We start from the raw sequence: 25,796 nt of genomic DNA on the forward strand, positions 1-25,796 counted from the left end.
AGCGCCGATGCTGCGGTGGTGCCGGGCACGCTACGCCGCGCTACGTTGCAACGCGTTGCACGGAGCGGCGGGGAGGATGCCGCGCACTAGCGCCGATCCGAACATCGCCGTGTTCGGTGACACCTATTACATCTACGCGACCACCGACGGCACCCCCGGCTGGGGCGGCAACACGTTCTACGTCTGGACGTCGAAGAACCTGATCGACTGGACGCGGTCGGACGAGCCCATCCTGACACTGGACGGCGCGAACGGAAACGTTCCGTGGGCCACCGGCAACGCGTGGGCTCCGACGATCATCGAGAAGGGCGGGAAGTACTACTTCTACTTCAGCGGGCATGAGCCGAACGCGAACCGCAAGATGATCGGCGTCGCCGTCGCCGACAGTCCCGAAGGACCGTTCACCGCACAGGCGGAGCCGATGATCACCAACGACGAGGCCGTCAACAGCGGTCAGGCGATCGACCCGGCGGCGTTCACCGACCCCGAGACCGGGAAGTCGTACCTCTTCTGGGGCAACGGACGACCCGTCTACGGCGAGCTGCCCGACGACATGCTGAGCGTCGAGAACGGGACGATCACACCGATCGACGGACTGGTCGACTTCCGTGAGGGACTCTTCCTGAACTACCGCGACGGGACGTACCACCTGACGTACTCGATCGACGACACCGGTTCGGAGAACTACCGCGTCGGTTACGCGACGTCGACCAGCATCGACGGACCGTGGACCTACCGGGGCCTCCTGTTGCAGAAGGACCCGTCGCAGGGGATCCTCGGCACTGGTCACAGCTCGATCATCAACATCCCCGGCACGGACGAGTGGTACATCGCGTACCACCGGTTCGCCATCCCCGGCGGCAACGGCACCAACCGCGAGACGACGATCGATCGGCTCGAGATCGGAGAGGACGGGCTGTTCCAGACCGTGACGCCGACGCTCGCGAGCGTCGACCCGCGCGAGGTGCCCGGCACGACCGAGCCCAACCCGACCGAGCCCAACCCGACCGAGCCCGGCACCGCCGCCCCGGTCGTGTCGGTCTCGGCCACGACGGTCGAGCGCGGACAGGCCGTGCGGGTGACGGTCACCGGTCTCGAGGCCCGCGAGCAGGTCACCGCCGAGCTGCGGAGCGACCCGATCCGGGTGTCGGGCATCCCGGCCGCCGATGCGAACGGGCGCGTCGCGTTCGACGTCCGCATCCCCGCCGATCTGGCCACGGGCGGGCACACGATCGTGGTCTTCGGTGCCGACGGTCAGGTGATCGGCAGTGCGGCGATCACCGTGGTCGCCTCCGGGCAGCTCGCCGTCAGCGGCGCTCAGGCGCCGCTCGGTGGCGCGCTGCTGGCTGCGCTCCTGCTCGTCGCGGGAGGCGTGCTGTGGTCGGTTCGGCCCGCACGCCGGGCAAGCGCCGCCTGACACCGGCGCCCACCGACGCCAACGGGCGGCGGCCTTCTCCAGAAGGTCGCCGCCCGTTTCGATCGCGCTCAGTGCCGGTTGCGTCGCGTGACGAATCCCTCGGCCTGCTTCGATTCGTGGGCCACGCGGACGCCGTAGCGATAGGCGAGCTTGCCCCCGAGCCATCCCGACGCGCTGAGGGTCAGCAGGCTCACGGCGCTGAAGATGACGCCCGCGATGGGGATGTCGTCGGTCGACGTCCGCAGGAAGAGCTGGAACAGGTAGGCGCCGCACACCACGAAGTTCAGCCCCATGTGGATCGTGGCGGTGCTCGACGAGCGCGTCCGATCGGGGATGCGCAGGTAGTCGAAGATGCCCAGCACGATAGCCACGACGCTGCCGACCAGCCCGATCCCGATCAGGACGCGCGAACCCACGGCATACGGGGTCGGGTCGGCGACGATCAGGCCGATGATGTCGAAGACGAAACTCGCGATCCACGCCCCGATCGGGATCGTGACGGCGATCGGGTGGAACGGGTGTCCGTAGGGGCCGGCGAGGGGGTTCGCGGGCCGCTTGTCGGGACGGGTGTCCAGGTCGGTCATGATCTCTCCTCGGTCAGGGCAGCGGTTCCAGGCCCTCGGCCTGGGTCGTCTCGGTCGCGACGCGGACGCCGTAGGTGTGGGCGAGCTTCCCGCCCAGCCAGCCCGACACCGAAAGCAGGGCGAGTCCACCGAAACTCGCGATCATCGCCAGGGTCGGCACGGTCTCCTCGTCGACGCGAAGCGCGAGGCTTCCTGCGAACACCGCCATCGCGATGAGGTTGAGGATCATGTGGGTCAGCCCCGTCGCCCGCGCCGGGGTGCCCTTCGGGATGCTGCTCCAGTCGATCAGCCCCAGCACCGACGCGACGACGGCGCCCAGAAGACCGATCGCGATGAGGATGCGGGCGCCGAGGGCGAAGACGGCGGCATCCGGACTCATGACGGCGATGACGTCGAAGACGGATGCCGACACCCAGGCGCCGATCGGCAGGATGATCGCGATCGCGTGGAAGGGGTGCCCGTAGGGCCCCGCGATCAGCGACCGCGGATATTTCGCACGCGTCAGGGGTGCGGTGTCGACCATGGCGTCTCCTCTCGTCCGACGCCCCGACCGTACGGGTTCCCCGGGGTACGAGACGTACCGGGTTGACAAGCCCGGCGCGCGACCTCTACGAGCGGCCGCGCAGGGCCCGCTCGACAGCATCCACCAGCGAGCGGTACCTCGGTGACGAGGCGAGATCATCGAGCAGCACGGCTCTGCCGTCGGCATCCGCCAGCGGAACCTGCCAGTTCGGGTACTCGTCGTCGGTGCCGGGCTGATTCTGCACGCGCTTCTCGCCGACGGCATCGACGAGCGAGACGCCCAGCAAGCGCGATGGCGATGCGGCGAGGAAGACGTGCAGAGCCTCGACGACCTCCTGCTGGCTCGCGCCGTCGGAGATCAGCCCGCGGGAGCGCAGCTCCGCCAGCATCCGGTCGCGCTCGCGCTCGAAATCGGCGAGCTCGTCGTCGACCGACCTGGTCAGCAGGCCGAGCCGGGCGCGCAGGGCGACGTGCTCGCCGTCGAGGTAGCCGGCCGTCGGCGGCAGGTCGTGCGTGTTGACCGTCGCGAGCAGGTCGGTACGGTAACGCTCGGGAGGCAGCGGTCCCCCGTCGTCGTCGCTCTCGAACCACAGGACCGAGGTGCCGAGGATGCCGCGCTCGGCGAGATAATCGCGCACCCACGGCTCCACGAGGCCGAGGTCTTCACCGATGATCACCGCACCGGCTCGCTGGGCTTCGAGAGCCAGCACGCCGATCATGGCCTCGTGGTCATAGCGAACGTACGTGCCTTCGCCCGGCCCGAGCCCCTCTGGAATCCACCACAAGCGGAAGAATCCGAGGATGTGATCGATCCGCAGGGCGCCCGCGTGCCGCAGCAGCGACCGGAGCATGTCACGCAGCGGCGCGTAGGCATGCTCGGCGAGGGCACGCGGCAGCCACGGTGGCTGATTCCAGTTCTGGCCCTGCTGGTTGTACATGTCGGGAGGTGCGCCCACCACGACGCCCGGCGCGTACAGATCACGGAGCGACCACGCGTCCGACCCGGTCGTCGAGACGCCGACAGCGAGGTCGTGCATGATGCCGATCCGCATTCCGGCTGCAGCGGCCGCAGCAGCCGCCTCGCCGAGTTGCTCGTCGACGACCCACTGCAGCCACACGTGGAACTCGACGCGCTCCGCCAGCCGTTCCCTCAGCGCACCCACCGAGGGGTCGTCGATTGCGATTCCGTCCGGGAGCCGGTCGCCCGTTTCCGCTTCGTGCTCGCGCAGCGCGCACCACAGGGCGAAGTCGGCGAGTGCCGACCCCTCCCGCCGCGCGAAGGCGTCACGCTGCGCGCGCCGGGCGGGAGAGAGATCGACGTCATGAACGAGCGCGAGCGCCTCTCGTTTCGCGCTCCAGACCGCATCCCGATCGATGCGCTCCGCGTCCGTGTTGGCGGCGGCTGCGTCCCGCTGCAGCCGGTGGAAGCGATCGAGACCGGACTCGGAGAGGTATGCCGCTTCCGGAATGAGCTCCGGGCGGACGTACAGCGGCGCGAGGAATCGGCGCGACGACGGCAGGTAGGGCGACGGCTCGACAGGCGTCGTGACCTCCGCGGCGTGCACCGGGTTGATCAGCAGATAGTCGGCGCCCGACTCCCCCGCGATCGCAGCGAGGTCGGCGAGGTCGGCGAAATCGCCCATCCCCCACGATCGCCGCGACCGCACCGAGTACAGCTGCGCCATGAGTCCCCACGAGCGCTGGCCCGGTTCGGCGGGTGGCGGTGTGAGGCGTTCCGGCGTGACGATCAGCGCCCCACTGTCGTGCACATCGCCTTCCCCGCCGTACTGGCGCACCTGGACCGTGTGCCATCCCAGCGGGACATCCTCGGGCACCGGCACGCGCACCCGCCAGCGCGTCCGGCCGTCGACCGTGCGCGCGACCGGCTGCTGCGCGGGTATCGAAAGGGGACGCACCGAGCCGTCTTCCAGCACGATGGCCACCTCGACGTCATTGCCGTCGGCGACATGCAGCTCGATCGTCCCACCACCCCGGCGCACGACGGTCGAGGCGGGTACGAGCCGCAGCCAGGGTTCGGCTATCGACTCGGCGAGCGCCTGCTCGGCTGCCCCGTCGTCATCCGCGACCACACCCATGGCCGCCAGCACCGCACGGAGGGTGGTGGCGGGCACATCGACATGCTCGCCCGAGAAGGACGAGTATTCGGTGGCTATGCCGTATGCCCTGGCGAGCGAGACGAGAGCCGGCGTCGGGGCGTCGTCGGGGGCCGCATCGGTCATCGTCTTCTCCTCATCGCCACGTCGGTCACGATCCCGTCACCCGCTCGAAGACTCCCGGGTAGCTCAGGACGAAGCCGTCATCATCGACGGTGAGCGTGCGCCGGAAGTCGCGATCCCGCGACTCGAAGCAGTAAGCGCGCGGCCCGACGCGCGTGTAGCGCTGGCGCCCCAGAGCGACATCCAGCGACGGCACCTGCACCCACGCAACCTCGACGTCGGCTCGGCCGCCCACGGCGAGCCCCAGCCGTCGGATCGAAAGAGCGTTGGTGGCCGGCGTGGCCGTGATGTCGATGTCGGTCGCGCCGGCGAGATCGGGGCGCGCCTCACCGTCGACCGACCACACGCCGTCCACGAGTTCGACGTGAAGTGTCCGCCCGCCCGACTCGATCGCCCCGTGGTGGAACAGGCCGTGCTCATCGATTCGCACCGCATAACGACAGGGTCCGTCTCCACCATCGACCTCTCCGACGATGCGGATGCCGTCATCGGAATACTCCGCGGTACACCGGTCGAGCGTCTCGACGGATCCGATGCTCGTCCATGAGATTCGTGTCGTCCTCATCGGTCGCCTCCTCGGATGTTTCACGTGCAACATCGTCCGGCCATCCTCCCAGCGGCGGCGCCACGACGAAACGGTCAGTCCGCGGGGTTGCCGAGGGAGGTCAGTCGTGCGACGATGCCCGCCCGTTTCGGCGAACGTGCCGGAAGCAGCTGCAGGCAGAGACGCAGGACATCGACGTCGTCCGCGCCATCGTCTGTGTCGGCGTACTCCAGCAGCACGTCCACCGATGCCTCCGCCAGGAGAGCCTCACGCAGAGAGGCGCGAAGCCGATCACGAACCTCCTCCGTCCCGGGAGCGCTCGAGTCCGGCAGGACCGGGCCCGCGTACGCCGCGAGGGCGACGCGGTGAGCGCCGCGGTCGAGCAGGGACGCCACCTGTTGCGCGTCGGTCTCGAGCTCGGCCGGAAGGCGGTAGGGCCGCGACAACGGCACGAGGTGCGGGGCGGCCTGCTCGAGCACCCGCCTTAGCCGAACCATCTCGGGTCGAAGAGTGTCCGTCGCGTCGGGACCGTAGACGAGCTCGGCGAGTCGCTCCGCCGAGAGCCCCTGACGGTAGGTGGCGAGCATCAGCAGGATGTCGGCGTGCCGAGCCGACACCTCGACGATCCGCTCTCCGGAGGCATCAGTGGTCTCCAGGAGAGCGCGATCGCGACCGAGCACACGCAGGGTCGAGGCGGTCGGTGCTGCGGCATCCCGTCGACGCTGCCGGGCGAAGCCGCGTGGCGGGTCGACCCGGGAACGCAGTCGCGCCACCAGGAGTTCACTCTCGATCGCCCGCGCCGTCGCGTCGACGAGCAGTCGCGCCTGCGGCGTGGCCGCCTCCGCCCGACCGGTCACGTCGATGACGCCGATAAGTCGGCGGGTCTCGGGGTCGTGCACCGGTGCAGCCGTGCATGACCAGGGCTGCACGAGGCGGTTGAAGTGCTCCGCCCCGCGGATCTGCACCGACCGGTCGAGCTGAAGCGCCGTCCCGGGCGCCGAGGTGCCGACGGCGGATTCCGACCAGTTCGCCCCCGCCACGAAGCCCATGTCGCCGGTGAGGGTCCGCACGCTGGTGTCGCCTTCGACCCACAGCAGACGGCCGGCGGCATCCCCCACGGCGACGACCACTCCGGAATCAGTGCTCGGCACGAGCAGCGCACGGACCATGTCCATGACCCCGGCGAGCGGGTGGGCGCTACGGTATGCGGCCAGCGCTCGTTCGTCGAACTCGAGCGGTGGCAGTGCCTCGGCGCCGACGAGGTTCGCCATCGAACGGCGCCACGATTCGCGGACGAGCGACCGGACGTCGTTCAGTCGACGCTCGGCGTCAGCCCCGGCCAGCAGCTCGTCGCGCGCGCGTTCGATCAGCAGACGGGACGACTCGGGAGCGACATCCCATTTCGCGGACCACGACGAGGACACGGACGACTCCGATCGGCGGTGAAGGAGCGCCCTCAGCCTAAGCCGGACGAACCCGTCGCGGTAGGGCTGACCGCGCTCGTCAGCCGTCCGAGCGTGCGGCCCACCACTCGCGCAGACGCTGCTCCGCGGCATCCTCGCCGATCATCCCCTCGTCGAGGCGGATGTCGAGGAGGAACCGGTACGCCTCACCCACCTCACGCCCCGGACGGATCCCGAGGATCTCCTGGATGCGATTGCCGTCGAGCTCCGGGCGCATGGCGCCGAGCTCCTCGGCCGCGGCCAGCTCGTCGATGCGGCGCTCGATGTCGTCGTACGCCGACTTCAGGCGCGCGGCCTTCCGCTTGTTCCGCGTCGTGACATCGGCGCGCGTGAGGATGTGGAGTCGCTCCAGCTCGTCGCCCGCGTCACGGACGTACCGCCGTACGGCCGAGTCGGTCCACGCGCCCTCGGAGTACCCGAAGAAGCGCAGGTGCAGTTCGACCAGACGGCTCACCGACGAGATCGTGTCGGAGTCGAAGCGGAGGGCCTGCAGGCGCTTGCGTGCCATGCGTGCGCCCTTGAGGTCGTGGTGGTGAAAGCTCACTCCACCACCGGGCTCGAGCTTGCGCGTCGCGGGCTTGCCGATGTCGTGGAGGAGCGCCGCGAGGCGCAGCACCACGTCGGGCTCCGCGCCCGGATGCCGTTCGTGCTCGAGCTCGATCGCCTGGCGCAGCACCGTCAGCGAATGCTCGTAGACGTCCTTGTGGTGATGGTGCTCGTCGATCTCGAGGCGCAGCGCCGGCACTTCGGGCAGCACGAGCTGCATGAGGCCGGTGTCGACGAGCAGTCGGATGCCGCGCGCGGGGTCGTCGGTGCGGAGCAGCTTCACCAACTCGCCCTGCACCCGCTCGGGGCTCACGATCGAGAGCGTCTCGCGCAGCTCGGTCATCGCCTGCTCGGTGGCGGGATCGAGCGAGAAGCCGAGCTGGGAGGCGAAGCGCGCGGCGCGCAGCATCCGGAGCGGGTCGTCGCCGAAGCTCACCGCGGGATCACTCGGCGTGCGCAGCGTCGTCGCGACGAGGTCCTCGACTCCGCCCGTCGGGTCGACCAGGGATGGTCCCGGAACGCGCAGGGCCATCGCATTGACGGTGAAATCGCGGCGCGCGAGATCTTGCTCGAGGGTGTCGCCGAACTCCACCGTGGGCTTCCGGGTCAGTCCGTCGTAGCTGTCGGCGCGGTAGGTCGTGATCTCGATCTGCTCACCGCGCACCTTCGCACCGATCGTGCCGAAGGCGCGTCCGATGTCCCACGTCGCGGTGGCGAGAGGGTCGACGACCCGAAGGATGTCGTCGGGTCGGGCGTTCGTGGTGAAGTCGAGATCGTTGGTCGCGCGTCCCAGCAGCGCATCACGCACGGGCCCCCCGACGATGGCCAGCTCGAAGCCCGCGCGCTCGAACGCGTCGGCGAGCGCCGAGACGACGGGAGACGCTGCCAGGGCACCCAGGCGCGCGACACCCTCGGCCATGTTCAGCATGCCTCCGAGCCTACCGGCCCTCCCCCGGAGCTCCCGAGTCCGCGATCAGTCGGCGAAACGCAGGAAACCCGTGAACAGCAGCTCGCGGACGCGCGGCAACAGGTCGGCACGCAGGGCGACGGCATCCACGTCGAGCAGGTCGGCGATCGCCGCGACGAGCACACCGACCGGCAGATCACCGTCGCTGGCCCCGACGAGGGCGGCGAGCGCGGGATCGACCTCGAGCACCCGGCCGAAGCCCGCTCCCTGACGCAGTTCGATGACCTGAGGGTCCTCGGCTCCGGGAACGTGATGGCGGGCCTCGGTCACATCTGGCGCGACCCGCAGCACCGCCGCATCCAGATCGGCGTCCGTCATGCTCGAGAGTCGCTGCCACGCGCTGAGCGACGCTCCGATATGCGGGCCGAGGGCGCCGGGAATGCTGCCTGCGATGCGCTCGTATCGGGCGAGCGTGGGGATGACGGTCGGGCGGTGCAGCGTGATGTAGCCGAACCCCACGGCGATGACCCCCCGCGCGGCGAAATCGTCGAGCCACGCCTGCACGAGCGGCGCATACGCCGGTGACCCCGGAGCGGTGCCGCCGTCGCGGACCCAGAGTTCGGCGTAGGCGAGCGGGTCGAGCTGTTCGCGCTCGACGACCCAGGCATCCAGGGCCACCGGCGACTCCGACACCCAGGAGCGCACGCGATCGAGGCCGTCCTCGCCGGCGCGGTACTCCCAGTTGCCGAGCAGCTGCGCGACACCGCCGGGAGCGAGCACCGGACCGACGCCGCGCACGAAAGCCGCCACGAGGCCGTCGCCCGACATCCCGCCATCGCGGTACTCGTACGCGGGGACGCCCTCCACGCGCGGCGTGATCACGAACGGCGGATTGGAGACGACCCGCTCGAACTGCTCGCCGGCGACCGGCTCGAACAGGCTGCCGGCCCGCGTCTCGATCCCGTCGACGTCGTTGAGGAGTGCGTTCAAACGCGTGAAGGCGAGAGCGCGCTCAGAGACGTCCGTGGCCACGACCCTGTCACCCGCGCGCCGCGCGCGAAGAGCCTGGATGCCGCACCCCGTGCCGATGTCGAGCACGCGCCCGACCCGTGACGTCAGCTGCAGTCCCGCGAGTGTCAATGACGCACCGCCGACGCCGAGAACATGACCCGTGGGCAGCGGGCCGCCCACTGCCGCCTCGTCGAGATCACTCGCGATCCACCAGTGGCCCTCGCCCGCGGCATCCGCGATGTCCTGCGGGCGCACCAGGGCGTCGGGGACCACGAGATCATCTTCGAGGTGCGCCAGTCCGAGCTCTGCGAGCCCGGTGGCTCCCAGAGACGGCAGTGCGGCATCCACCGCAGCGCGCGATGCCGGCCCGCCCAGGAAGAGCAGCCCCGCCAGCACTGCCAGGGCATCGGAGCGCCCCGCGAGCACGCGACGGGCGGGCTCGACGAGTCCGTGACCCACCGCGGTGTCGACCATCCCTCCCCAGAGGGCTCGCACGGCGTCGGCGCGGTATCCCGCGGCATCCAGGTCGGTACGGAGAGCCGCGCAGCGGCCGGCCTCGGGGTACAGGGTCACACGACCATTCAACCCTGCGACGCGCGAAAAGCCGCAGGCCCGGCCCGCCTCGGATGACGCACAGCAGGGCCGCCCTAGACTCTGTGCGACCCTGCGGTCGGGTATCGCAGCGGGTCGAGAGCCGCCATGACCGACATTTCCCCTGCCACCACACGCGCCCGTCGCGGCCGTCGCGGTGCCCGCGTGCTCGGCTGGCTCGCCGCTGCCGCGATCGCGCTGGCCCCTCTCGCCTCTCCGGCAGCCGCTCTCGCCGATTCCCCGCCGAGCCCGGCGCCGACCCCGACGGCCAGTGCGACGCCCGGATCCCCCGGCATCGCCTCGCTCATCGCCGCTCCCGCGAGCGGCGGCATCGTCGCAACCGGCGCGGACGCCGTCATCTCGGTCGACCAGCGCAACGGATCGCCGCGCGCGCTGCCCGCCGGCGCGCTGTCGGTGACCTTGTCACGCTCGGCCCTGACCTCCCCACAGGCGGTCGTCGACTGGCTGCGGCCCGACGCTGACGCTGACGAAGCCCTGCCGGCCTTCGAAGAGGTCGCGCGCGCCGACGTCGCCGAGCTCCCCGCGGGTGACGAGCGCGCCACCGACGTATCGATCCCGGCGACCGAGAAGAACCTCGTCGGTCTCGCCCCCGGCGTGTACCCGATCGCCGTGTCGGGCCCCGGCGGCTCGGCGCGCACGGTCATCACCGTGCCCCGTCCCGACGCCCCGGCACGCACGGCGACCGTCATCGTCCCCATCACCGCAGGGGCCCGCACCACAGGCCTGCTCACGGCGACCGAGCTCACGGAGCTCACCGCCGAAGACGGGGCGCTCAGCGCGGTTCTCGACGCCGTCACCGGGACGACTGCGGTTCTCGCGATCGATCCCGCGGTCGTGGCGTCGATCCGCGTGCTGGGCTCGGGCGCGCCGGCAGATGCCGTGGGCTGGCTCACGAGCCTCATGGCGCTTCCCAACGAGCGCTTCGCCCTGCAGTTCGGCGACGCCGACCTCGCGACCCAGGTGCACGCCGGCCTGACAGCCCCGCTCGAACCCACGACGCTCGAGCCGTACGCGGACCCGGCGAACTTCAGCGCCGCAGCGGGTTCCACCGCTCCCGCCAGCGTGCCCGACACGCGTCAGCTCCTCGCGGTCGGAACCGCGGCGAACACGGTTCGCGACGTTTTCTGGCCCGCCAGCGGCACCGCCGGCGCGAACGTCGTCACGACCGTCGACGCTCAGGCCGGAGCGGATGCCGACGCGCTGACTCTCGTGCCGTCCGACACCGTCTCCGGGGGCGATGGCGGGGTTCGCGCCGCTATCGGTGACGCCGACCTGCTCGTGTACGACCAGGTCGTGTCGGCCGAGCTGGCGCGCGTCGCCGCGGCATCCGACGACGCATCGGTTCGAAACGCCGAGCTCGCTGCGGCGAACGCGCAGGTCGCCCTGAGCGGCGACCGTCCGATCGTGGCGACGATCGACCGTCCCGCGACGAGCTCACGCGCCAGCGTCCGAGCGGCCATCACGGCGGTCACCGGCAGCCCGGGAGCGACGCCGACCTCACTCCAGGATCTCCGCGCCGCCGACCGTGCCCAGGTCACCGTTGCCGATATCCCCGCCGATGACGATCGCGTCGCAGCCCTGCAGCGCTTCCTCGCCGACGAGGAACGGCTCGCGACCTTCGCCACGGCCTTGGTCGAACCCGCGCAACTGACGGCGCGGGAACGCACCGCCATCCTCCAGCTGATCGGCGACGCTTGGCTGGCCGAGCCGATCGGCTGGGCAGCGGCCGTGGCGCAGCACGAGGAGAACACCGAGAGCACGCTGGACGCGGTCGGCATCGCCAACCCCGGCACGATCAACTTCCTCGCGACGAGTGCCCCGATCCCCGTCACCGTGCGTAACGACCTGCCCTGGCCGGTCTCGCTCGTGCTCTTCGCCGAGACCGGCGACCCCCGCCTGATCGTGCAGAAGGCGACGGTCGTCGAAGCGGGCGCGCAGCAGAACACCCGCGTCGACGTGCCGGTCGAGGCACGCGTCGGAAGCGGCGAGACCACCCTCAGCCTGCAACTGCGGAGCACGGCCGCCGTGCCGATCGGCGCGTCGGAGCGCATCGGCCTCACCGTGCGCGCCGAGTGGGAGTCGGTCGGCATCACCGCCATCGTCATCATCGTCGTCGTCCTCATCGCAGGCGGCGTGATCCGGACGATTCTGAAGCTCCGACGTCGGCGGAGCGAGACCCCCTCCGGACAGAACGGCATCCCCGAACAGCAGGAGAACACCGAGTGAGCGGAATCGGCCGGGCAGGAGCGGTCGTCGCCGCGGGAACACTCGTCTCCCGGGTCACGGGCCTCGTGCGCAACATCGTCCTCGCCGCGGCGCTGGGGACCGTGGGCGCCGGTGCGGCGGACGCCTTCACGCTCGCCACGCAGCTGCCCAACAACATCTACGCGATCATCTCCTCCGGCCTCCTGGCCGGCGTGATCGTCCCCCAGATCATCCAGGCGGCCAAGCACCGCGACGGCGGCAGCGCTTTCGTGTCCAAGCTGCTGACCCTCGGGGTAATCGCCCTGGCGGTGACGACGGCGCTGGCTGTCATCGCCGCCCCGTTGCTCGTGATCGCATACGGCGACAAGCTCGCGCCCGAGACACAGGCGCTGGCGCTGGCTTTCGCGTACTGGTGCCTCCCCCAGCTACTCTTCTACGGCCTGTACGCGCTGCTCGGCGAGATCCTGAACGCCCGCCGGGTCTTCGGGCCGTTCGCGTGGTCGCCGATCATCAACAACGTCGTCTCGATCGCGGGCTTCCTGGTGTTCATCTGGATGTTCGGCGTCCGTGAGGATGCCGCGGGCTGGACCCCGACGATGGTCGCGATCATGGGCGGCACAGCGACGCTCGGCATCGTGTTTCAGGCCCTCGTCCTGCTGCTCTTCTGGCGCCGTGCCGGGCTGCGCGTCCGCCCCGACTTCCACTGGCGCGGCATCGGGCTCCGCCACATCGGACGACTGGCCGGGTGGACGTTCCTCATGGTCGTCGTCGGTCAGATCGCCGGGCTCATCCAGACCAACATCGTCGGCTCGGCGTCATCGAGCGGCCCGTCGATCGCCGTCCTGTCATACGCCTGGCTCGTCTTCATGCTCCCCTTCTCGGTGATCGTGCTGTCGATCGGCACGCCGTACTTCACGCGCCTCAGCGAACACGTCTCCGCGAACCGGCCCGACGCACTGCGGGCCGACCTGGATTCGGCGACCCGCACCATCGGGATCTTCATGGTCGGCGCCCTCGCGGCGATCGTGGCGGCGATCGTTCCGATCTCCCGCGTCTTCACGAAGACCCCGGATGCCGCCCAGGCCTTCGCCTGGGTCCTCGCGGCGTACCTGGTGGCCCTCCTGCCGCTGTCGTTCCAGTTCGTGCTGCAGCGGACGTTCTACGCCCACCAGGACACTCGCACTCCCTTCTTCTTCACTCTCGCCCAAGCGGTGCTGGTGGTCGTCACCGCCCTCATCGCCGCCGCGATCCTGCCCCTCGAGCACCTCGCTGTCGGCATCGCCCTCGGGCAGTCGCTCGCGAACGTCGTCCAGCTCGCTCTCGCCGTCATCCTGCTGCGACGCAAGATCGGTCCGCTCGGCCTCGGCGGAGCCGTCCGCGCCGTCGTCCGCTTCGTCGTCGCCGGCATCCCCGCCGCCGCGGTCGGCTGGCTCGTCTTCGCTCTTCTCGGCGGTAGCGCGGGCTGGGTCGCCGGCGGCTACCTCGGAGCCCTGTTCGGCGGTGCCGTCATCGGCCTGGCGACCCTCGTCGTCTACGTCATCCTCCTCGCCCTTCTGCGCGCGCCGGAGCTGACCACGGCCGTTCGCACGGTGCGCCGCATCCTCGGCCGCTGACACCCCTCCCCCACGGCCGCCGGGGAATGCCTCGCGGCTACCATGGGTTGGACGTGTCGGGGTATCCGCGACGCGGATTCCAGACCCCAGAAAGGGATGTCGACGTGCGACAGGTCATCATCATCGGATCCGGCCCCGCCGGTTACACGGCCGCGATCTACGCGGCGCGCGCGAACCTGAAGCCGCTGCTGATCGCGAGCTCGGTCGAAGCGGGCGGCGAGCTGATGAACACCACCGAGGTCGAGAACTTCCCCGGCTTCCCCGAGGGCATCATGGGGCCCGACCTCATGACCAAGATGCAGGAGCAGGCCGAGAAGTTCGGCACCGAGGTCCTCTACGACGACGTCGTCGAGCTCGACATCGACGGACCGGTCAAGAAGGTCACCCTCGGCAGTGGCGCCACCCACGAAGCTGACAGCCTGGTCTTCGCGACCGGCTCGGCCCCGCGCAAGATCGGCATCGAAGGCGAGAGCCGTTTGTCGGGCCGTGGCGTGTCGTACTGCGCCACTTGCGACGGCTTCTTCTTCCGCGAGCGCACGATCGCCGTCGTCGGCGGCGGCGACTCGGCCATGGAAGAGGCGACGTTCCTGACGAAGTTCGCGTCGAAGGTCTACGTGATCCACCGTCGCGACGAGCTGCGCGCCTCGAAGATCATGCAGAACCGCGCCATGAACAACGACAAGATCGAGTTCGTCTGGAACAGCGAGGTCGCCGACATCCTGGGCGAGGATGCCGTCACGGGCGTCGTCCTCCGCGACACGGTCGACGGCTCGACGCGTGAGCTCGCGCTCGACGGCATCTTCGTGGCGATCGGATACGACCCCCGCACGCACCTCGTGCACGGATCTCTCGACCTCACGGAGCACGGCACCGTCTGGGTCGACGGTCGCTCCTCGCGCACCTCCGTCCCCGGCGTCTTCGCGGCCGGCGACGTCATCGACCCGACGTACCGCCAGGCGGTCACCGCCGCGGGCAGCGGAACCGTCGCTGCACTCGATGTCGAGCACTACCTCGCCGCCCTGGGCGAAGCGTCCGAGCCCGCGGCCGACAGCTCCCCGCTCCGCGGTCGCCCCGACGAGGGCCTCGAGTCACTCGTCGCCGAGACCGAGACGAACGACGAGAGCGACGCGGCCTGACGGCCGCACCGCGGAACAATTCACCCGCCCACGTCGTTGACGTAGGCGACACCCTTTCGAAGGAGATCACCATGACCGCCAAGGCCACGACCGAGAGCACCTGGCAGCAGGACGTCCTCGACGCCGATGGACCCGTCCTCGTCGACTTCTGGGCCGCCTGGTGCGGTCCGTGCCGCATGGTCGGACCCATCCTCGACGAGATCGCCACCGAGCACCCCGAGAAGATCACGGTTCTCAAGCTGAACGTCGACGAGAACCCCAACCTCGCCATGCAGTACCAGATCACCTCCATCCCCGCGATGAAGGTCTTCAACAAGGGCGAGGTCGAGAAGACGATCATCGGCGCGAAGCCGAAGTTCGCACTCGAGCAGGACCTCGCCTCCTACATCGGCTGACCCGCTGACACGAAAAAGCCCCGGTCGGATCACTGATCTGACCGGGGCTTTTTCGTGTCAGCGCGCTGCTGTCGCGGTTCGTCAGGAGGCGTCGGCGCGCGTCGCCGCGTCCCACCGACGGTGCGGCTCACTGCCCAGCAGGCGCCATACGGCTCGCGTCAGTTCGGGGTGATCCATCGCGATCTGACGGAGGACGCGATAGTTGCGCGACGAGCTGGGGCGACCCCCGCCGTAAGCGGCGATGTTCTCGGCGCGCAGCATGAGAACGACGAGCTCGTCGACGGAGGGCAGCTCCTCCATGAACTCCCACGGGTCTTCGCCGGCGCGGAGCCGCTCTTCGACGAGGACGGAAAGTTCATCCGCTGCTTCAGCCCGCAGCAACTCGACGCTGGCACGCCTGGGATTCCGCTCGTCTGTCACCGAACAAGCCTACGTCGCGCCACCGACACGAGGGTCAGCGTGCGCCGTACGCGTCCTCGCCCAGCTCGGCGAGGATACGGTTCAGATCCTGAATGGTCGCGAAGTCCACGACGATCTGCCCCTTGCGCGCGCCGAGCGAGATCTTCACCTTGGTGTCGAGGCGGTCACCGAGACGTCCGGCGACCTCGTCCAGGTGCGCCCGGACTCCCCCGGCCTTCGGGGCGGGGCGCCGAGTTCCTGCGGCCTCGATCGTCTTCGCCGCTGCTTCCGCAGCACGCACCGAGAGATCTTCGTTCACGATCTTGTCGGCGAGGCGCTGCATGCCGTCCGCACCGTCGACAGAGAGGATCGCGCGCGCGTGGCCGGCGCTGAGCACGCCGGCCGCAACACGCTGCTGGACCGGAACCGGCAGGCGCAGAAGGCGGATGGTGTTGCTGATCTGCGGCCGTGAGCGTCCGATACGAGTCGCGAGCTCCTCCTGGGTGATCCCGAAGTCCTCGAGCAGCTGTTGATAGGCGGATGCCTCCTCGAGCGGATTCAGCTGAGAGCGGTGCAGGTTCTCGAGGAGCGCGTCGCGGAGGAGGTTCTCGTCCGACGTGTCGCGCAGGACGGCCGGGATCGCCGTCAGACCGGCCTCGCGAGCGGCGCGGGTGCGACGCTCGCCCATGATCAGTTCGTATTTGCCGTCCTCGTTCGTGCGGACGACGACCGGCTGGAGCACGCCGAACTCGCGAACGCTATGCACCAGTTCGGCGAGGTCTTCGCTGTCGAAGTGGGTACGGGGCTGCCGCGGGTTGGGCACGATCTCGTTCGGATCGACCTGGATCAGTGCGGTACCGGGAATCGAGACGAGCTCGGGGCCCTCGTCCGCCTTCACTTCTGCGGGCGCCGGCGCCTCCGTGGCGGCTGTCGTCGTCTTGCCACCGGGGAAAAAGACATCGACAGGCCGAGCCTCGGTTGCCTCGGACGTGGGGATGAGTGCGCCGATTCCTCGGCCCAATCCGGTGCGCTTGGCCATCAGGCTTCTCCCTTGTTTCCTTGTGCCGCCGCAGATGCACGCTGCGTGATCTCGACGGCTGCCTCGCGGTAGGCCACCGCGCCAGCCGATTGCCCATCGTAGGCGATGACCGTCTGACCGAAGCTCGGCGCTTCCGAGACGCGAACCGAGCGCGGAATCACGGTGCGGAGGACCTCATTCGGGAAGTGCGACCGCACCTCCTCGGCCACCTGCTGCGCCAGACGGGTACGTCCGTCGTACATTGTCAACAAGATGGTCGACAGGTGAAGACGGCTGTTCAGGTGCTTCTGGATCATGGAGACGCTCCCGAGAAGCTGACTGAGGCCCTCCAGCGCGTAGTACTCGCACTGAATGGGGATCAGCAGCTCGTGCGCGGCCGTGAAAGCGTTGATCGTCAGGAGCCCGAGGGACGGCGGGCAGTCGATCACGACGAAGTCGATGCGGTCATCCGTGGAAGCAAGGTAGTCCTCGACCGCCGTACGCAGTCGGTGCTCACGTGCGACTTGCGAGACCAGCTCGATCTCAGCGCCCGCGAGATGGATCGTGCTGGGCGCGCAGAGGAGATTGGGGGACTCGGGACTTGCCTGCACGATGTCCGAGAGGGGGAACTGGTCGATCAGCACGTCGTACACGCTGGGAACGTCAGCGCTGTGCGGCACGCCCAGGGCGGTCGAGGCGTTCCCTTGCGGGTCGAGGTCTATCACCAGCACGCGGGCGCCCAGCGAAGCCAATGCAGCGGCGAGGTTCACCGCGGTGGTGGTTTTCCCGACGCCACCCTTCTGATTAGAGACGGTGATGACGCGCGTATCCCCGGAAAAGTCGACCGAAACGGCGTCCAGGGCCCGACGGCGCGATGTCAGATCCGCCAGCTCGCGTGCGAGGGGAGAATCGAACGTCAAGGACGCGCGGCCCGATTCGGGTTCTGCCATTCGTTCAACTCCTCGGTTCGTGGTCTCACTCTACGGACGGCCTCTGACGTTTCACGTGAAACGGCCGTCGGCGCTGTTTCACGTGAAACGTGAGGTGGCAACGTGCGGGATCCGCTGTTTCACGTGAAACATCACCGCACCGTCGCGCGCAGAACGCGCGTCGGCTCAGCGAGGACAGACTCTCCCACCATTTCCACGCGCACATCACGCAGCTTGAAGCGCCGGATCACCTTGTCGGCAGCGGCGATCTCGGCTTCAGCATTCGCGCCCTTCAGCAGGAAGAGCTCTCCCCCATCCCGAACGAGCGGTGCCGTGATCGGGACGAGTGTCCGCAAGGCGCTGACAGCGCGAGCTGTGACGCCATCCAGCGTCCCAGCGGCGCTCCATTCTTCGGCGCGGGATCGAATGATCTCGACGTTGTCGAGCCCGAGATCCGCTACCTGCTCGGTAAGCCAGGTGACTCGTCGTTCCATCGTCTCGATGAGCACCCATTCGACGTCCGGTCGCGCGATCGCGAGAACGAGGCCGGGCAGGCCCGCGCCGGATCCCACATCTCCGACACGGCCCGTGAAAAGTGGCGCCGCGGCCGCGCAGTTGAGGACGTGTCGAGTCCACAGCCGCGGCAACTCGAGCGGGCCGATCAGGCCGCGCTCCTCGCCGTGCGCTGCCAGCGCAGCGGTGTAATGCCGAGCCAGGTCCACCCGAGGGCCGAACAGCGCCTCGACGGCAATCGTCGGCTCCAGCTCGATCACGGGTGTTTCACGTGAAACATCAGCCATGTCGGATGACGGTGTGGCGGTCTGCGCCTTCGCCGTACGACTCCGAGACGACACCACGCTCAGATGCGATGTCATGAACCAGCTTGCGCTCGTAGCTGGACATCGCCGGCAGCGATGCCTGCGATGCACCGTCGTTGAGACGCTCGACGGCACGGTCGACGAGACGCTCGAGCTCGCGCCGGCGCGCGTCCCGCGATCCCCCGATGTCGAGGATGAGGCGTGAGAACCGTCCGGTCTTCGTCTGAACGGCGATCCGCGTCAGCTCCTGCACCGCCTGCACGACGTCGGGGTCCGACAGCACACGCAGCGCGCTCGGGTCGTCCGCCTCTACCGATACGTATGCCCGTCCGGCGCGCACGTCGAGGTTGAGGTCGCCGTCGATGTCGGCGATGTCGAGCAGGCCCTCGAGGTAATCAGCGGCGATGTCGCCTTCGTGCTCGAGCTCTTCGACCGTCGTGTCAGCGCGCTCAGCCGCCGGGGACTCGGTGGGGTTCGTCATGATTCCTCGCGTGGTTCGATCTGTGCGATGAGGGATGCCGGCAGGGTCAGCCCTGCGAGCCATCCTTGTTCGACTGCTTCTTCGCGCGCTGCTTGCTCATCGGCTGCTGGCGCTTCGGCTGAGCCGCGCGGGCACGCTCAGCCTCTTCGAGGAGTCGCTGCTGCTCGGCCTGGTACTTCTCCATGGACACGACGCGACCCTTGGCGTCGAGCGCCTTGCCCTTGCGCGCGAGGCGCTCCTCGCGGGCCTTCGCCGCCTCCGAGCCGGGGGTCGGCAGGTTGCGGATGACGATGAACTGCTGCGCCATGGTCCAGATGTTCGACGTGAACCAGTACATGACGACGCCGAGCGGGAAGAAGACACCGGAGAAGATGAACGCCAGCGGCAGCACGTAGAGCATGATCTTCTGCATCTGGTACGCCTGGCCGGTCTTCGCCTCGGGCGACAGGTTCTTCGAGATGATCTGCAGCTGGGTGATGAACTGCGACGCGATCATCAGCACGACGAGGATCACGAGGATGGTGACGGTTGCCGTCTGACCGAGGTTGATCGCCTCGATCATGTTCGTGTGAAGCGGCGCCACGTCGAACAGCTGCGCGTCGTAGAACTGCTTCGTGAGGTCGACGTTGAGTAGGCCGACACCGCCCACGCCCCACTCGGCGTGCTTCTTGACGTCACTCAGCGTGTAGAACATGCCGAGGAGGATGGGCATCTGCACCAGCAGCGGAAGGCAGCTCGACACCGGCGTCGTGCCGTGCTTCTTGTACAGAGCCATCGTCTCGCGGCTCATGGCCTCGCGCGATAGCTGATCGCGCTTACCGCGGTACTTCTCCTGGATCTTGCGCATCTCGGGCGCGAGCTCCATCATCTTGCGCTGACTCTTGATCTGCCGCACGAACAGCGGAATCAGGGCCGAACGCACGACGATGACCAGACCGATGATCGACATGACCCAGGTCGCGCCCGCGGCGGCCGGCATGCCGACAGCGGTGAGAACCCAGTGCCAGAAGACCAGGATCGCCTCGACCAGGAACTTGAACGGCCACATGATCGTGCTGAAGAAGTCAGCACCGCCGGGAGGAGGAGTCGTCGGGGTCGGCACGACGGGAGTCGGCGTGGCGAGGAAGAGATCCAGCACGGGATCAGTCCTTTCTCGGCGGCACGACGAAGCCGTGCCTGGTCAGGGTGTGGCGGAAGTCCCGATGGGCGGGGACGTCATCGACGCCCCCCTGCGCCCACGGGTGGCATCGGGCGAGCCGAGCGGCGGCGAGGGCGGAGCCCTTCACGAGCCCGTGCTGCTGCACGGCCCCCACCGCGTACGCGGAACAGCTCGGGTAGTACTTGCAGACGTCGCCGTACAGCGGCGAGACAACGGAACGGTAGGCGTGCAGCAGCGCGATCCCGGCATTGCGCGGAACGAGCGGCGCCGCGCGGAGCACGGATGTCGCGGCCAGGTGTCCCTCACCGACGGAAGCGGTGGGCAGCGTCGACCAGCTCATACCGCCGCTCGCCGTCGCAGACACCGTTCCACCTCGTCTCTCAGATCAGCGAAATCCGAGCGCGCCGCTGAGGGGAGCGCTCGGATCACGATGTCGGCGCCCTCACGGACGTCGGGAAGCGCTTGCGCGCAAACGGCCTTCAGCCGTCGGCGCACTGTATTGCGCACGACGGCTGATCCGACTTGCTTACTGACGATGAAACCGAACCGGGGAGCTCTGCTCGCACCGGTGGACACCACGTAGGTCACGGTGTGCGCACCGGCACAGCGAGCACCCCCGCGGACGACGGCCTTGTAATCCGCCCCGCGCGTGATCCGGTTTCCGCGCGCCAGCACAGAAGAGGCTGTGTCAGGCCGACAGCTCGGTGCGGCCCTTGCCGCGGCGAGCCGACAGGATGGCGCGACCGGCGCGGGTGCGCATGCGGGCGCGGAAGCCGTGCTTCTTGGCGCGGCGGCGGTTGTTGGGCTGGAACGTGCGCTTGCTCATAGGGATCACTCCGGATCGGCGGTCACCGGAACGCTTCAGACCGGGGACACGGGGGTACAGGACTGCCCTCGCGGGCATAAGTCAACCGACTAAGGGTACGTCGCGATGCCCGGTAACTCAAACCGGAGCGACGGGAACCCGCAATTATCCACCGCTGTACACAGGCCCTGGCGGCGACACGCGGGCCGGAACTACAGTGGATTTGGCGCTCCCGACACCGCATGACTAGCGTGTCACGGGCAGTTATCCACAGCTATCCCCAGTTTGGCGCGTAGCTGTGTGGAAAAGCATCGATCATCCGCGGGGGAACTCTTGGCTCAGCACGATCTCCCGGACGTACCGGTGTGGAACGCGGTCCTCGACCTGCTCGCCGACGATGACCGGGTGACCCCGCAGATGCAGGGGTTCCTGAGTCTCGCTGTGGCTCAGGGCGTGATGGGGGGAACGCTCTACCTCGACGTTCCGAACGACCTCACCGCCGCCCAGCTCAACAAGCGCCTGCGCCAGCCGATCATGGAAGCGCTCGCACACGTCCATGTCGAGCCCGGTGCCTCGAGCTACCGCGTCGTCGTCAACCCGGAGCTCGCCGACGCGCACCTCACGGCGCCGATCCCGGTTCAATCCGCGGCTGCGCCGGCACCGCTGCGGCCGGCCGGCGAGGAATACGTCGAAGCGCCCGTCTCCACCTCGCGCCATGACACACGACTGAACCCGAAGTACACGTTCGACAACTTCGTGATCGGGCAGTCCAACCGCTTCGCCCACGCGGCCGCGGTCGCCGTGGCCGAGGCTCCCGCGAAGGCATACAACCCGCTGTTCATCTACGGCGACTCGGGGCTCGGCAAGACGCACCTCCTCCACGCGATCGGCGACTACGCGCTCAACCTGTACACCGGCATCCGTGTCAGGTACGTGTCGAGCGAAGAGTTCACCAACGACTTCATCAACTCGATCGCCAACAACCGCGGTTCGGCCTTCCAGGCGCGATACCGCGAGGTCGACATCCTGCTGATCGACGACATCCAATTCCTGCAGGGTCGCGCCGAGACGCAGGAAGCGTTCTTCCACACGTTCAACACCCTCCACGATCACGACAAGCAGGTCGTGATCACGAGCGACGTGCCCCCTCGACACCTCACCGGTTTCGAGGACCGCATGCGGAGTCGCTTCGAGTGGGGCCTGATCACCGACGTGCAGGCACCCGACCTCGAGACCCGCATCGCGATTCTGCGCAAGAAGGCGCAGTCCGAGCGGCTCCTCGTCCCCGACGACGTCCTCGAGTACATCGCCACGAAGGTCTCGTCGAACATCCGCGAGCTCGAAGGCGCGCTCATCCGCGTGTCGGCGTTCGCGAGCCTCAACCGGTCGAACCTCGACATCTCCCTCGCACAGACCGTGCTGCGCGACATCGTGGATCAGGATGACGCGAACGTCATCTCCCCCACCGACATCATCACGGCGACTGCGCAGTACTTCCGACTGTCCGTCGACGATCTGTACGGTTCGAGCCGTTCGCAGGCCGTGGCCACCGCACGACAGATCGCCATGTACCTCTGCCGCGAGCGCACCAGCCTGTCGCTGCCCAAGATCGGTCAGCTCTTCGGCAACCGCGACCACACCACCGTGATGTACGCCTACAAGAAGATCAGCGAGCTCATGAAGGAGCGCCGCTCGATCTACAACCAGGTCTCCGAGATCACGTCGCAGCTCGGCCGACGCTGAGCTCAGCTTGACAGGGGTCGCGCCACGTCCCATCATGCCGTTCTGCACAGTGTGGAAAACCTGTGGATAACTTCGATTCGTCGTCGAAGAGTTGTGAACGAATCACACATCTCCTGTGGATCGCCGCTCGACAGCGATCCGAGCGCGGCCGACGTCATCCCACGATCATCCGCAGCCGGCTCACAAGTTACATCCGTGTGGTTCCCGTCTCCCGACTGGTATCCACCGAGTTGTCCACAGTTTCCACAGCGGAGATGAAGAAGACAGTTACATCTAGAGAATTTGCGATTCGATCACCTCGACGGCGGTGAGGCCGGTCGCAACCGTGCTTCGGGAACCGCTCGGGTTGGGCACTAGCATGGGAGAGCTTTCATCCACGACAAGGGAGCGCCAGTGAAGTTCCAGGTCAATCGCGACGTCTTCAGCGAGGCTGTGTCGTTCGTCGTGAAGCTCCTCCCCCAGCGCAACCCGCAGCCGATCCTGGCGGGTGTGCTGATCGAAGCCACCGAGGCGGGTCTCTCGCTGTCGGCGTTCGACTACGAGGCGTCCGCACGCACGACGATCGAGGCCACCGTCGACGACCCGGGCACGATCCTTGTGCACGGTCGTCTGCTGTCGGAGATCGCCAGCCGCCTGCCGAACGCGCCGATCCAGATCGCCGTCGACGACGACGGGATCCTCCTCACCTGTGGATCCGCGCGCTTCACGCTCGCGTCGATGCCGGTACAGGAATATCCCGCGATCCCTGAGGTCTCGGGCGAATCGGGTGTCGTGCCGGCCGAGGACTTCGCCACGGCGATCTCGCAGGTCGCCTTCGCGGCGTCGCGCGATGACGTGACTCCCGTGCTCACCGGTGTTCAGCTCGAGGTGAGCGGCACCCAGCTCAGTCTCGTCGCCACCGACCGTTACCGCGTGGCGCTCCGCGACATCCCGTTCGACAGCGGGATCGTCGCCGACGAGAACACCACCACCGCGCTCGTCCCGGCACGCACACTCACCGAGGTGGGTAAGACGTTCGCCCACTCCGGCGACATCACGGTGTCGTTCTCCGGTTCCGGCGACCGCGAGATCATCGCCTTCACCGCCGGCAACAAGACGGTCACGTCGTTGCTCATCAAGGGGAACTTCCCGCCGGTCCGCCGCCTGTTCCCCGAGGCGACCGACCACCACGCCGTCGTCAACACCGGTGAGCTCACCGAAGCCGTGCGGCGTGTCGCCCTCGTGCTCGACCGTTCGGCTCCGCTGCGTTTCACGTTCGGCGCCGACGGGGTCTCGATGGATGCGTCGGGCACTGAGCAGGCACGCGCGACCGAGTCGGTCGACGCGACACTGACGGGCGACGAGGTCGTCATCGGCCTGAACCCGCAGTACCTGCTCGAGGCGCTCGCGGCCGTGAAGAGCGAGTTCACGCGCGTCACCTTCACCTCGAGCGAGAACGCGAACAAGCTCAGCCCGATCCTCATCACCCCGCAGACCTCGGGCGGCGTGGAGTCGTTCAAGTACCTGCTGCAGCCCAACCTCCTCCTGCGCTGATCGCCCCCAGCACGACCACCTCGGTGGGACTGTCGGAGACGAGAACTAGGGTGATCTGATGATCGTGGAGCAGCTGAGCCTGGTGGACTTCCGCAACTACGCGGCTGCCGAGCTCTCTCTCACTCCCGGGGCGAATGTGTTCGTCGGGCGCAACGGTCAGGGAAAGACGAATCTCGCCGAGGCGATCGGCTACTTCGCGACGCTCGGTTCCCACCGAGTGTCGCAGGACGCACCCATGGTGCGCGACGGCGCGGATTCCGCCTTCGTCCGAGCCCGGCTCGCTCACGGTCAGCGACGGGTGCAGCTCGAAGCGCAGCTCAATCGCATGGGCTCCAACAAGGCTCGCGTCAACGGTTCGCCCGTGCGCACGGCGGAACTCCCTCGCTACGCACAGGTCGTCCTCTTCGCACCGGAAGACCTGCAGATCGTGCGCGGTGATCCGTCGGCGCGCCGGCGATTCGCCGATCAGCTGCTCATTCAGCGTGCCCCGCGGCTTGCGGGCGTCCTCGCCGACTACGACCGCGTGCTCAAGCAGCGCAACGCCCTGCTGAAATCCGCTCGCGCCCGCGGTGTCCGTGGAGACGGGCTCTCGACACTCGAGGTATGGGACGACAAGCTCGTCTCGCTCGGCACCGACGTCATCCGGGCCCGTCTGCGACTGGCATCCGAACTCGCCGGCCCGGTCGCCCGCGCCTACACCGCCATCGCCGGTGCCGACCATCGACCCCAACTCCAGTGGGCGCTCTCCGTGGGCGGAGCCGATCCGGAAGAGGACGACTCCCCTGCCGACGCCGGCATCGCCGACGCGGCGGCGATCGAGCAGCTCTTCCGCACCGCCCTCGCCGATCGTCGCAGCGCGGAGCTCGACCGCGGCATCACGCTCGTCGGCCCGCACCGCGACGACCTGATCCTGCGCATCCGCGATCTTCCGGTGAAGGGCTACGCGTCGCACGGCGAATCGTGGTCCGTCGCCCTCTCCCTCCGCCTCGCGTCGGCCGAGCTGCTGCGCGCGGAATCGACCCTGGGCGACCCCATCGTGATCCTGGACGACGTCTTCGCCGAGCTCGATGCCGATCGGCGCGCGCGCCTGGCCGGCATCGTCGCCGACTACGAACAGGTCATCGTGACGGCGGCGGTCTCCGAAGACGTTCCGCTCGGTCTGCGTGCACGCACCGTTCGCGTCGAGGCCGGCACGCTGCACGAGGATTCCGATGCTGCCGTCTGACGAAGCGCCGGAGACGATCTCCACGTACCTGCGTCTGCGCGGGCTCGAGCCCTCGGGCCGGTGGAAGAAGCGCCGTCGGCAGCGGACGGACGACGACGAGAACCAGCCCTTCACGTCCGGACGCGACCCCAAGGGACTCGGTGACGTCATCGCCGACCTTACTCGTCAGGCCGGGTGGGATGCCCAGCTCTCCCGCGAGGATCTCGTGCTGCGCTGGGCGGAGGTCGCCGGCGAGGAGACCGCGCGCCACGCATCCCCCGTCGCGCTCTCCGACGGCGTGCTCACCGTGCAGTGCGACTCGACGGCGTGGGCGAAGAACCTCCATCTGATGCGGACGGTCATCACGACTCAGCTCGTGAAAGCGTTCCCACAGTCGGGGGTCGAGTCGGTGCGTTTCGTAGGCCCGGACGTCCCCTCCTGGAAATGGGGCCCCAGAGCCGTTCCAGGCCGTGGCCCTCGCGATACCTACGGATGAGCCACGTCCCCAGTCATCG

25 protein-coding genes are annotated in these 25,796 nt (G+C 68.5%); 9 read left to right on the plus strand and 16 right to left on the minus strand.

Annotated elements, in window-relative coordinates; translation table 11 throughout:
- Nucleotides 1-76 precede the first annotated feature (76 nt).
- Nucleotides 77-1,417 (plus strand): family 43 glycosylhydrolase, encoded by a 1,341-nt coding sequence (locus O1W71_RS13805; RefSeq protein WP_269268402.1) that lies wholly within the window; start codon nucleotides 77-79, stop codon nucleotides 1,415-1,417.
- 68 nt (nucleotides 1,418-1,485) lie between these two features.
- On the opposite strand, the gene O1W71_RS13810 is transcribed toward O1W71_RS13805, so the two are convergent.
- The 7 genes from O1W71_RS13810 to O1W71_RS13840 form a co-directional block, all read right to left on the minus strand.
- Nucleotides 1,486-2,001: a DUF2231 domain-containing protein gene (locus O1W71_RS13810; RefSeq protein WP_114587537.1), complete on the minus strand. Its 516-nt coding sequence runs from the start codon at nucleotides 1,999-2,001 to the stop codon at nucleotides 1,486-1,488.
- A 13-nt stretch (nucleotides 2,002-2,014) separates the two neighbouring features.
- Nucleotides 2,015-2,524, minus strand: coding sequence for a DUF2231 domain-containing protein (locus O1W71_RS13815; RefSeq protein WP_112615451.1), 510 nt, complete (start codon nucleotides 2,522-2,524; stop codon nucleotides 2,015-2,017).
- An 85-nt stretch (nucleotides 2,525-2,609) separates the two neighbouring features.
- The gene (gene malQ, locus O1W71_RS13820; protein ID WP_269268403.1) at nucleotides 2,610-4,763 is read right to left on the minus strand and encodes a 4-alpha-glucanotransferase; all 2,154 of its coding nucleotides are present in this window, start codon (nucleotides 4,761-4,763) and stop codon (nucleotides 2,610-2,612) included.
- A 25-nt stretch (nucleotides 4,764-4,788) separates the two neighbouring features.
- The gene (locus O1W71_RS13825) at nucleotides 4,789-5,325 is read right to left on the minus strand and encodes a putative glycolipid-binding domain-containing protein (RefSeq protein ID WP_269268405.1); all 537 of its coding nucleotides are present in this window, start codon (nucleotides 5,323-5,325) and stop codon (nucleotides 4,789-4,791) included.
- 74 nt (nucleotides 5,326-5,399) lie between these two features.
- Entirely contained in the window at nucleotides 5,400-6,728 is a 1,329-nt protein-coding gene (locus O1W71_RS13830) for a GAF domain-containing protein (protein ID WP_269268406.1), read from the minus strand.
- A gap of 79 nt (nucleotides 6,729-6,807) precedes the next feature.
- Nucleotides 6,808-8,241: a CCA tRNA nucleotidyltransferase gene (locus O1W71_RS13835; RefSeq protein ID WP_269268407.1), complete on the minus strand. Its 1,434-nt coding sequence runs from the start codon at nucleotides 8,239-8,241 to the stop codon at nucleotides 6,808-6,810.
- A gap of 45 nt (nucleotides 8,242-8,286) precedes the next feature.
- Nucleotides 8,287-9,804 carry a DUF7059 domain-containing protein gene (locus O1W71_RS13840; protein ID WP_269268408.1) on the minus strand — a complete coding sequence of 506 codons (1,518 nt, stop codon included), beginning with the start codon at nucleotides 9,802-9,804 and terminating at the stop codon, nucleotides 8,287-8,289.
- Nucleotides 9,805-9,930: 126 nt separating this feature from the next.
- Here O1W71_RS13840 and O1W71_RS13845 point away from each other — a divergent pair, with 126 nt between their 5' ends.
- The 4 genes from O1W71_RS13845 to trxA all read left to right on the plus strand — a co-directional run bounded on the left by O1W71_RS13845 (nucleotide 9,931) and on the right by trxA (nucleotide 15,192).
- On the plus strand, nucleotides 9,931-12,069 hold the full coding sequence (locus tag O1W71_RS13845) for a DUF6049 family protein (RefSeq protein WP_269268409.1): 2,139 nt from the start codon (nucleotides 9,931-9,933) through the stop codon (nucleotides 12,067-12,069).
- Nucleotides 12,066-13,661 carry a murein biosynthesis integral membrane protein MurJ gene (murJ, locus tag O1W71_RS13850; RefSeq protein WP_269268410.1) on the plus strand — a complete coding sequence of 532 codons (1,596 nt, stop codon included), beginning with the start codon at nucleotides 12,066-12,068 and terminating at the stop codon, nucleotides 13,659-13,661. The genes O1W71_RS13845 and murJ overlap by 4 nt, the downstream gene beginning before the upstream one ends.
- Nucleotides 13,662-13,765: 104 nt before the next feature.
- A complete protein-coding gene (trxB, locus tag O1W71_RS13855) occupies nucleotides 13,766-14,797 on the plus strand; it encodes a thioredoxin-disulfide reductase (RefSeq protein ID WP_269268411.1) in 1,032 nt (343 codons plus the stop codon).
- Between the two features lie 71 nt (nucleotides 14,798-14,868).
- Complete coding sequence (gene trxA, locus O1W71_RS13860; protein WP_023953450.1) at nucleotides 14,869-15,192, plus strand: thioredoxin; 324 nt, start codon at nucleotides 14,869-14,871, stop codon at nucleotides 15,190-15,192.
- Between the two features lie 81 nt (nucleotides 15,193-15,273).
- On the opposite strand, the gene O1W71_RS13865 is transcribed toward trxA, so the two are convergent.
- The 9 genes from O1W71_RS13865 to rpmH all read right to left on the minus strand — a co-directional run bounded on the left by O1W71_RS13865 (nucleotide 15,274) and on the right by rpmH (nucleotide 20,822).
- Entirely contained in the window at nucleotides 15,274-15,612 is a 339-nt protein-coding gene (locus O1W71_RS13865; protein ID WP_269268412.1) for a tryptophan synthase subunit alpha, read from the minus strand.
- 34 nt (nucleotides 15,613-15,646) lie between these two features.
- Nucleotides 15,647-16,630 carry a ParB/RepB/Spo0J family partition protein gene (locus O1W71_RS13870; RefSeq protein WP_269268413.1) on the minus strand — a complete coding sequence of 328 codons (984 nt, stop codon included), beginning with the start codon at nucleotides 16,628-16,630 and terminating at the stop codon, nucleotides 15,647-15,649.
- Nucleotides 16,630-17,559 (minus strand): ParA family protein, encoded by a 930-nt coding sequence (locus tag O1W71_RS13875; RefSeq protein WP_269268414.1) that lies wholly within the window; start codon nucleotides 17,557-17,559, stop codon nucleotides 16,630-16,632. The genes O1W71_RS13870 and O1W71_RS13875 overlap by 1 nt, the downstream gene beginning before the upstream one ends.
- Before the next feature lie 131 nt (nucleotides 17,560-17,690).
- The gene (gene rsmG / locus O1W71_RS13880; RefSeq protein WP_269268495.1) at nucleotides 17,691-18,338 is read right to left on the minus strand and encodes a 16S rRNA (guanine(527)-N(7))-methyltransferase RsmG; all 648 of its coding nucleotides are present in this window, start codon (nucleotides 18,336-18,338) and stop codon (nucleotides 17,691-17,693) included.
- Nucleotides 18,331-18,837, minus strand: a complete 507-nt coding sequence (locus O1W71_RS13885; protein WP_269268415.1) for a Jag family protein — start codon at nucleotides 18,835-18,837, stop codon at nucleotides 18,331-18,333. The genes rsmG and O1W71_RS13885 overlap by 8 nt, the downstream gene beginning before the upstream one ends.
- 46 nt (nucleotides 18,838-18,883) lie before the next feature.
- Nucleotides 18,884-19,972 carry a membrane protein insertase YidC gene (gene yidC / locus O1W71_RS13890; protein ID WP_112616914.1) on the minus strand — a complete coding sequence of 363 codons (1,089 nt, stop codon included), beginning with the start codon at nucleotides 19,970-19,972 and terminating at the stop codon, nucleotides 18,884-18,886.
- Nucleotides 19,973-19,979: 7 nt separating this feature from the next.
- Nucleotides 19,980-20,336, minus strand: a complete 357-nt coding sequence (gene yidD, locus O1W71_RS13895; protein ID WP_269268416.1) for a membrane protein insertion efficiency factor YidD — start codon at nucleotides 20,334-20,336, stop codon at nucleotides 19,980-19,982.
- Nucleotides 20,333-20,671 carry a ribonuclease P protein component gene (gene rnpA, locus O1W71_RS13900; RefSeq protein WP_023953438.1) on the minus strand — a complete coding sequence of 113 codons (339 nt, stop codon included), beginning with the start codon at nucleotides 20,669-20,671 and terminating at the stop codon, nucleotides 20,333-20,335. Before rnpA ends, yidD begins: the two co-directional genes overlap by 4 nt.
- Nucleotides 20,672-20,684: 13 nt before the next feature.
- Nucleotides 20,685-20,822, minus strand: a complete 138-nt coding sequence (gene rpmH, locus O1W71_RS13905; protein WP_036304730.1) for a 50S ribosomal protein L34 — start codon at nucleotides 20,820-20,822, stop codon at nucleotides 20,685-20,687.
- A 396-nt stretch (nucleotides 20,823-21,218) separates the two neighbouring features.
- Here rpmH and dnaA point away from each other — a divergent pair, with 396 nt between their 5' ends.
- From dnaA to O1W71_RS13925, 4 genes are all read left to right on the plus strand, one after another.
- Nucleotides 21,219-22,544 carry a chromosomal replication initiator protein DnaA gene (gene dnaA, locus O1W71_RS13910; protein WP_240309637.1) on the plus strand — a complete coding sequence of 442 codons (1,326 nt, stop codon included), beginning with the start codon at nucleotides 21,219-21,221 and terminating at the stop codon, nucleotides 22,542-22,544.
- Between the two features lie 393 nt (nucleotides 22,545-22,937).
- Nucleotides 22,938-24,077, plus strand: a complete 1,140-nt coding sequence (gene dnaN, locus O1W71_RS13915) for a DNA polymerase III subunit beta (RefSeq protein ID WP_269268417.1) — start codon at nucleotides 22,938-22,940, stop codon at nucleotides 24,075-24,077.
- Between the two features lie 58 nt (nucleotides 24,078-24,135).
- A complete protein-coding gene (gene recF, locus O1W71_RS13920) occupies nucleotides 24,136-25,302 on the plus strand; it encodes a DNA replication/repair protein RecF (RefSeq protein ID WP_269268418.1) in 1,167 nt (388 codons plus the stop codon).
- The gene (locus O1W71_RS13925; RefSeq protein ID WP_112615518.1) at nucleotides 25,289-25,777 is read left to right on the plus strand and encodes a DUF721 domain-containing protein; all 489 of its coding nucleotides are present in this window, start codon (nucleotides 25,289-25,291) and stop codon (nucleotides 25,775-25,777) included. Before recF ends, O1W71_RS13925 begins: the two co-directional genes overlap by 14 nt.
- The last annotated feature ends 19 nt before the right edge of the window (nucleotides 25,778-25,796 follow it).

The organism is Microbacterium sp. H37-C3 (assembly GCF_027157935.1).
Lineage (GTDB): Bacteria > Actinomycetota > Actinomycetes > Actinomycetales > Microbacteriaceae > Microbacterium > Microbacterium plantarum.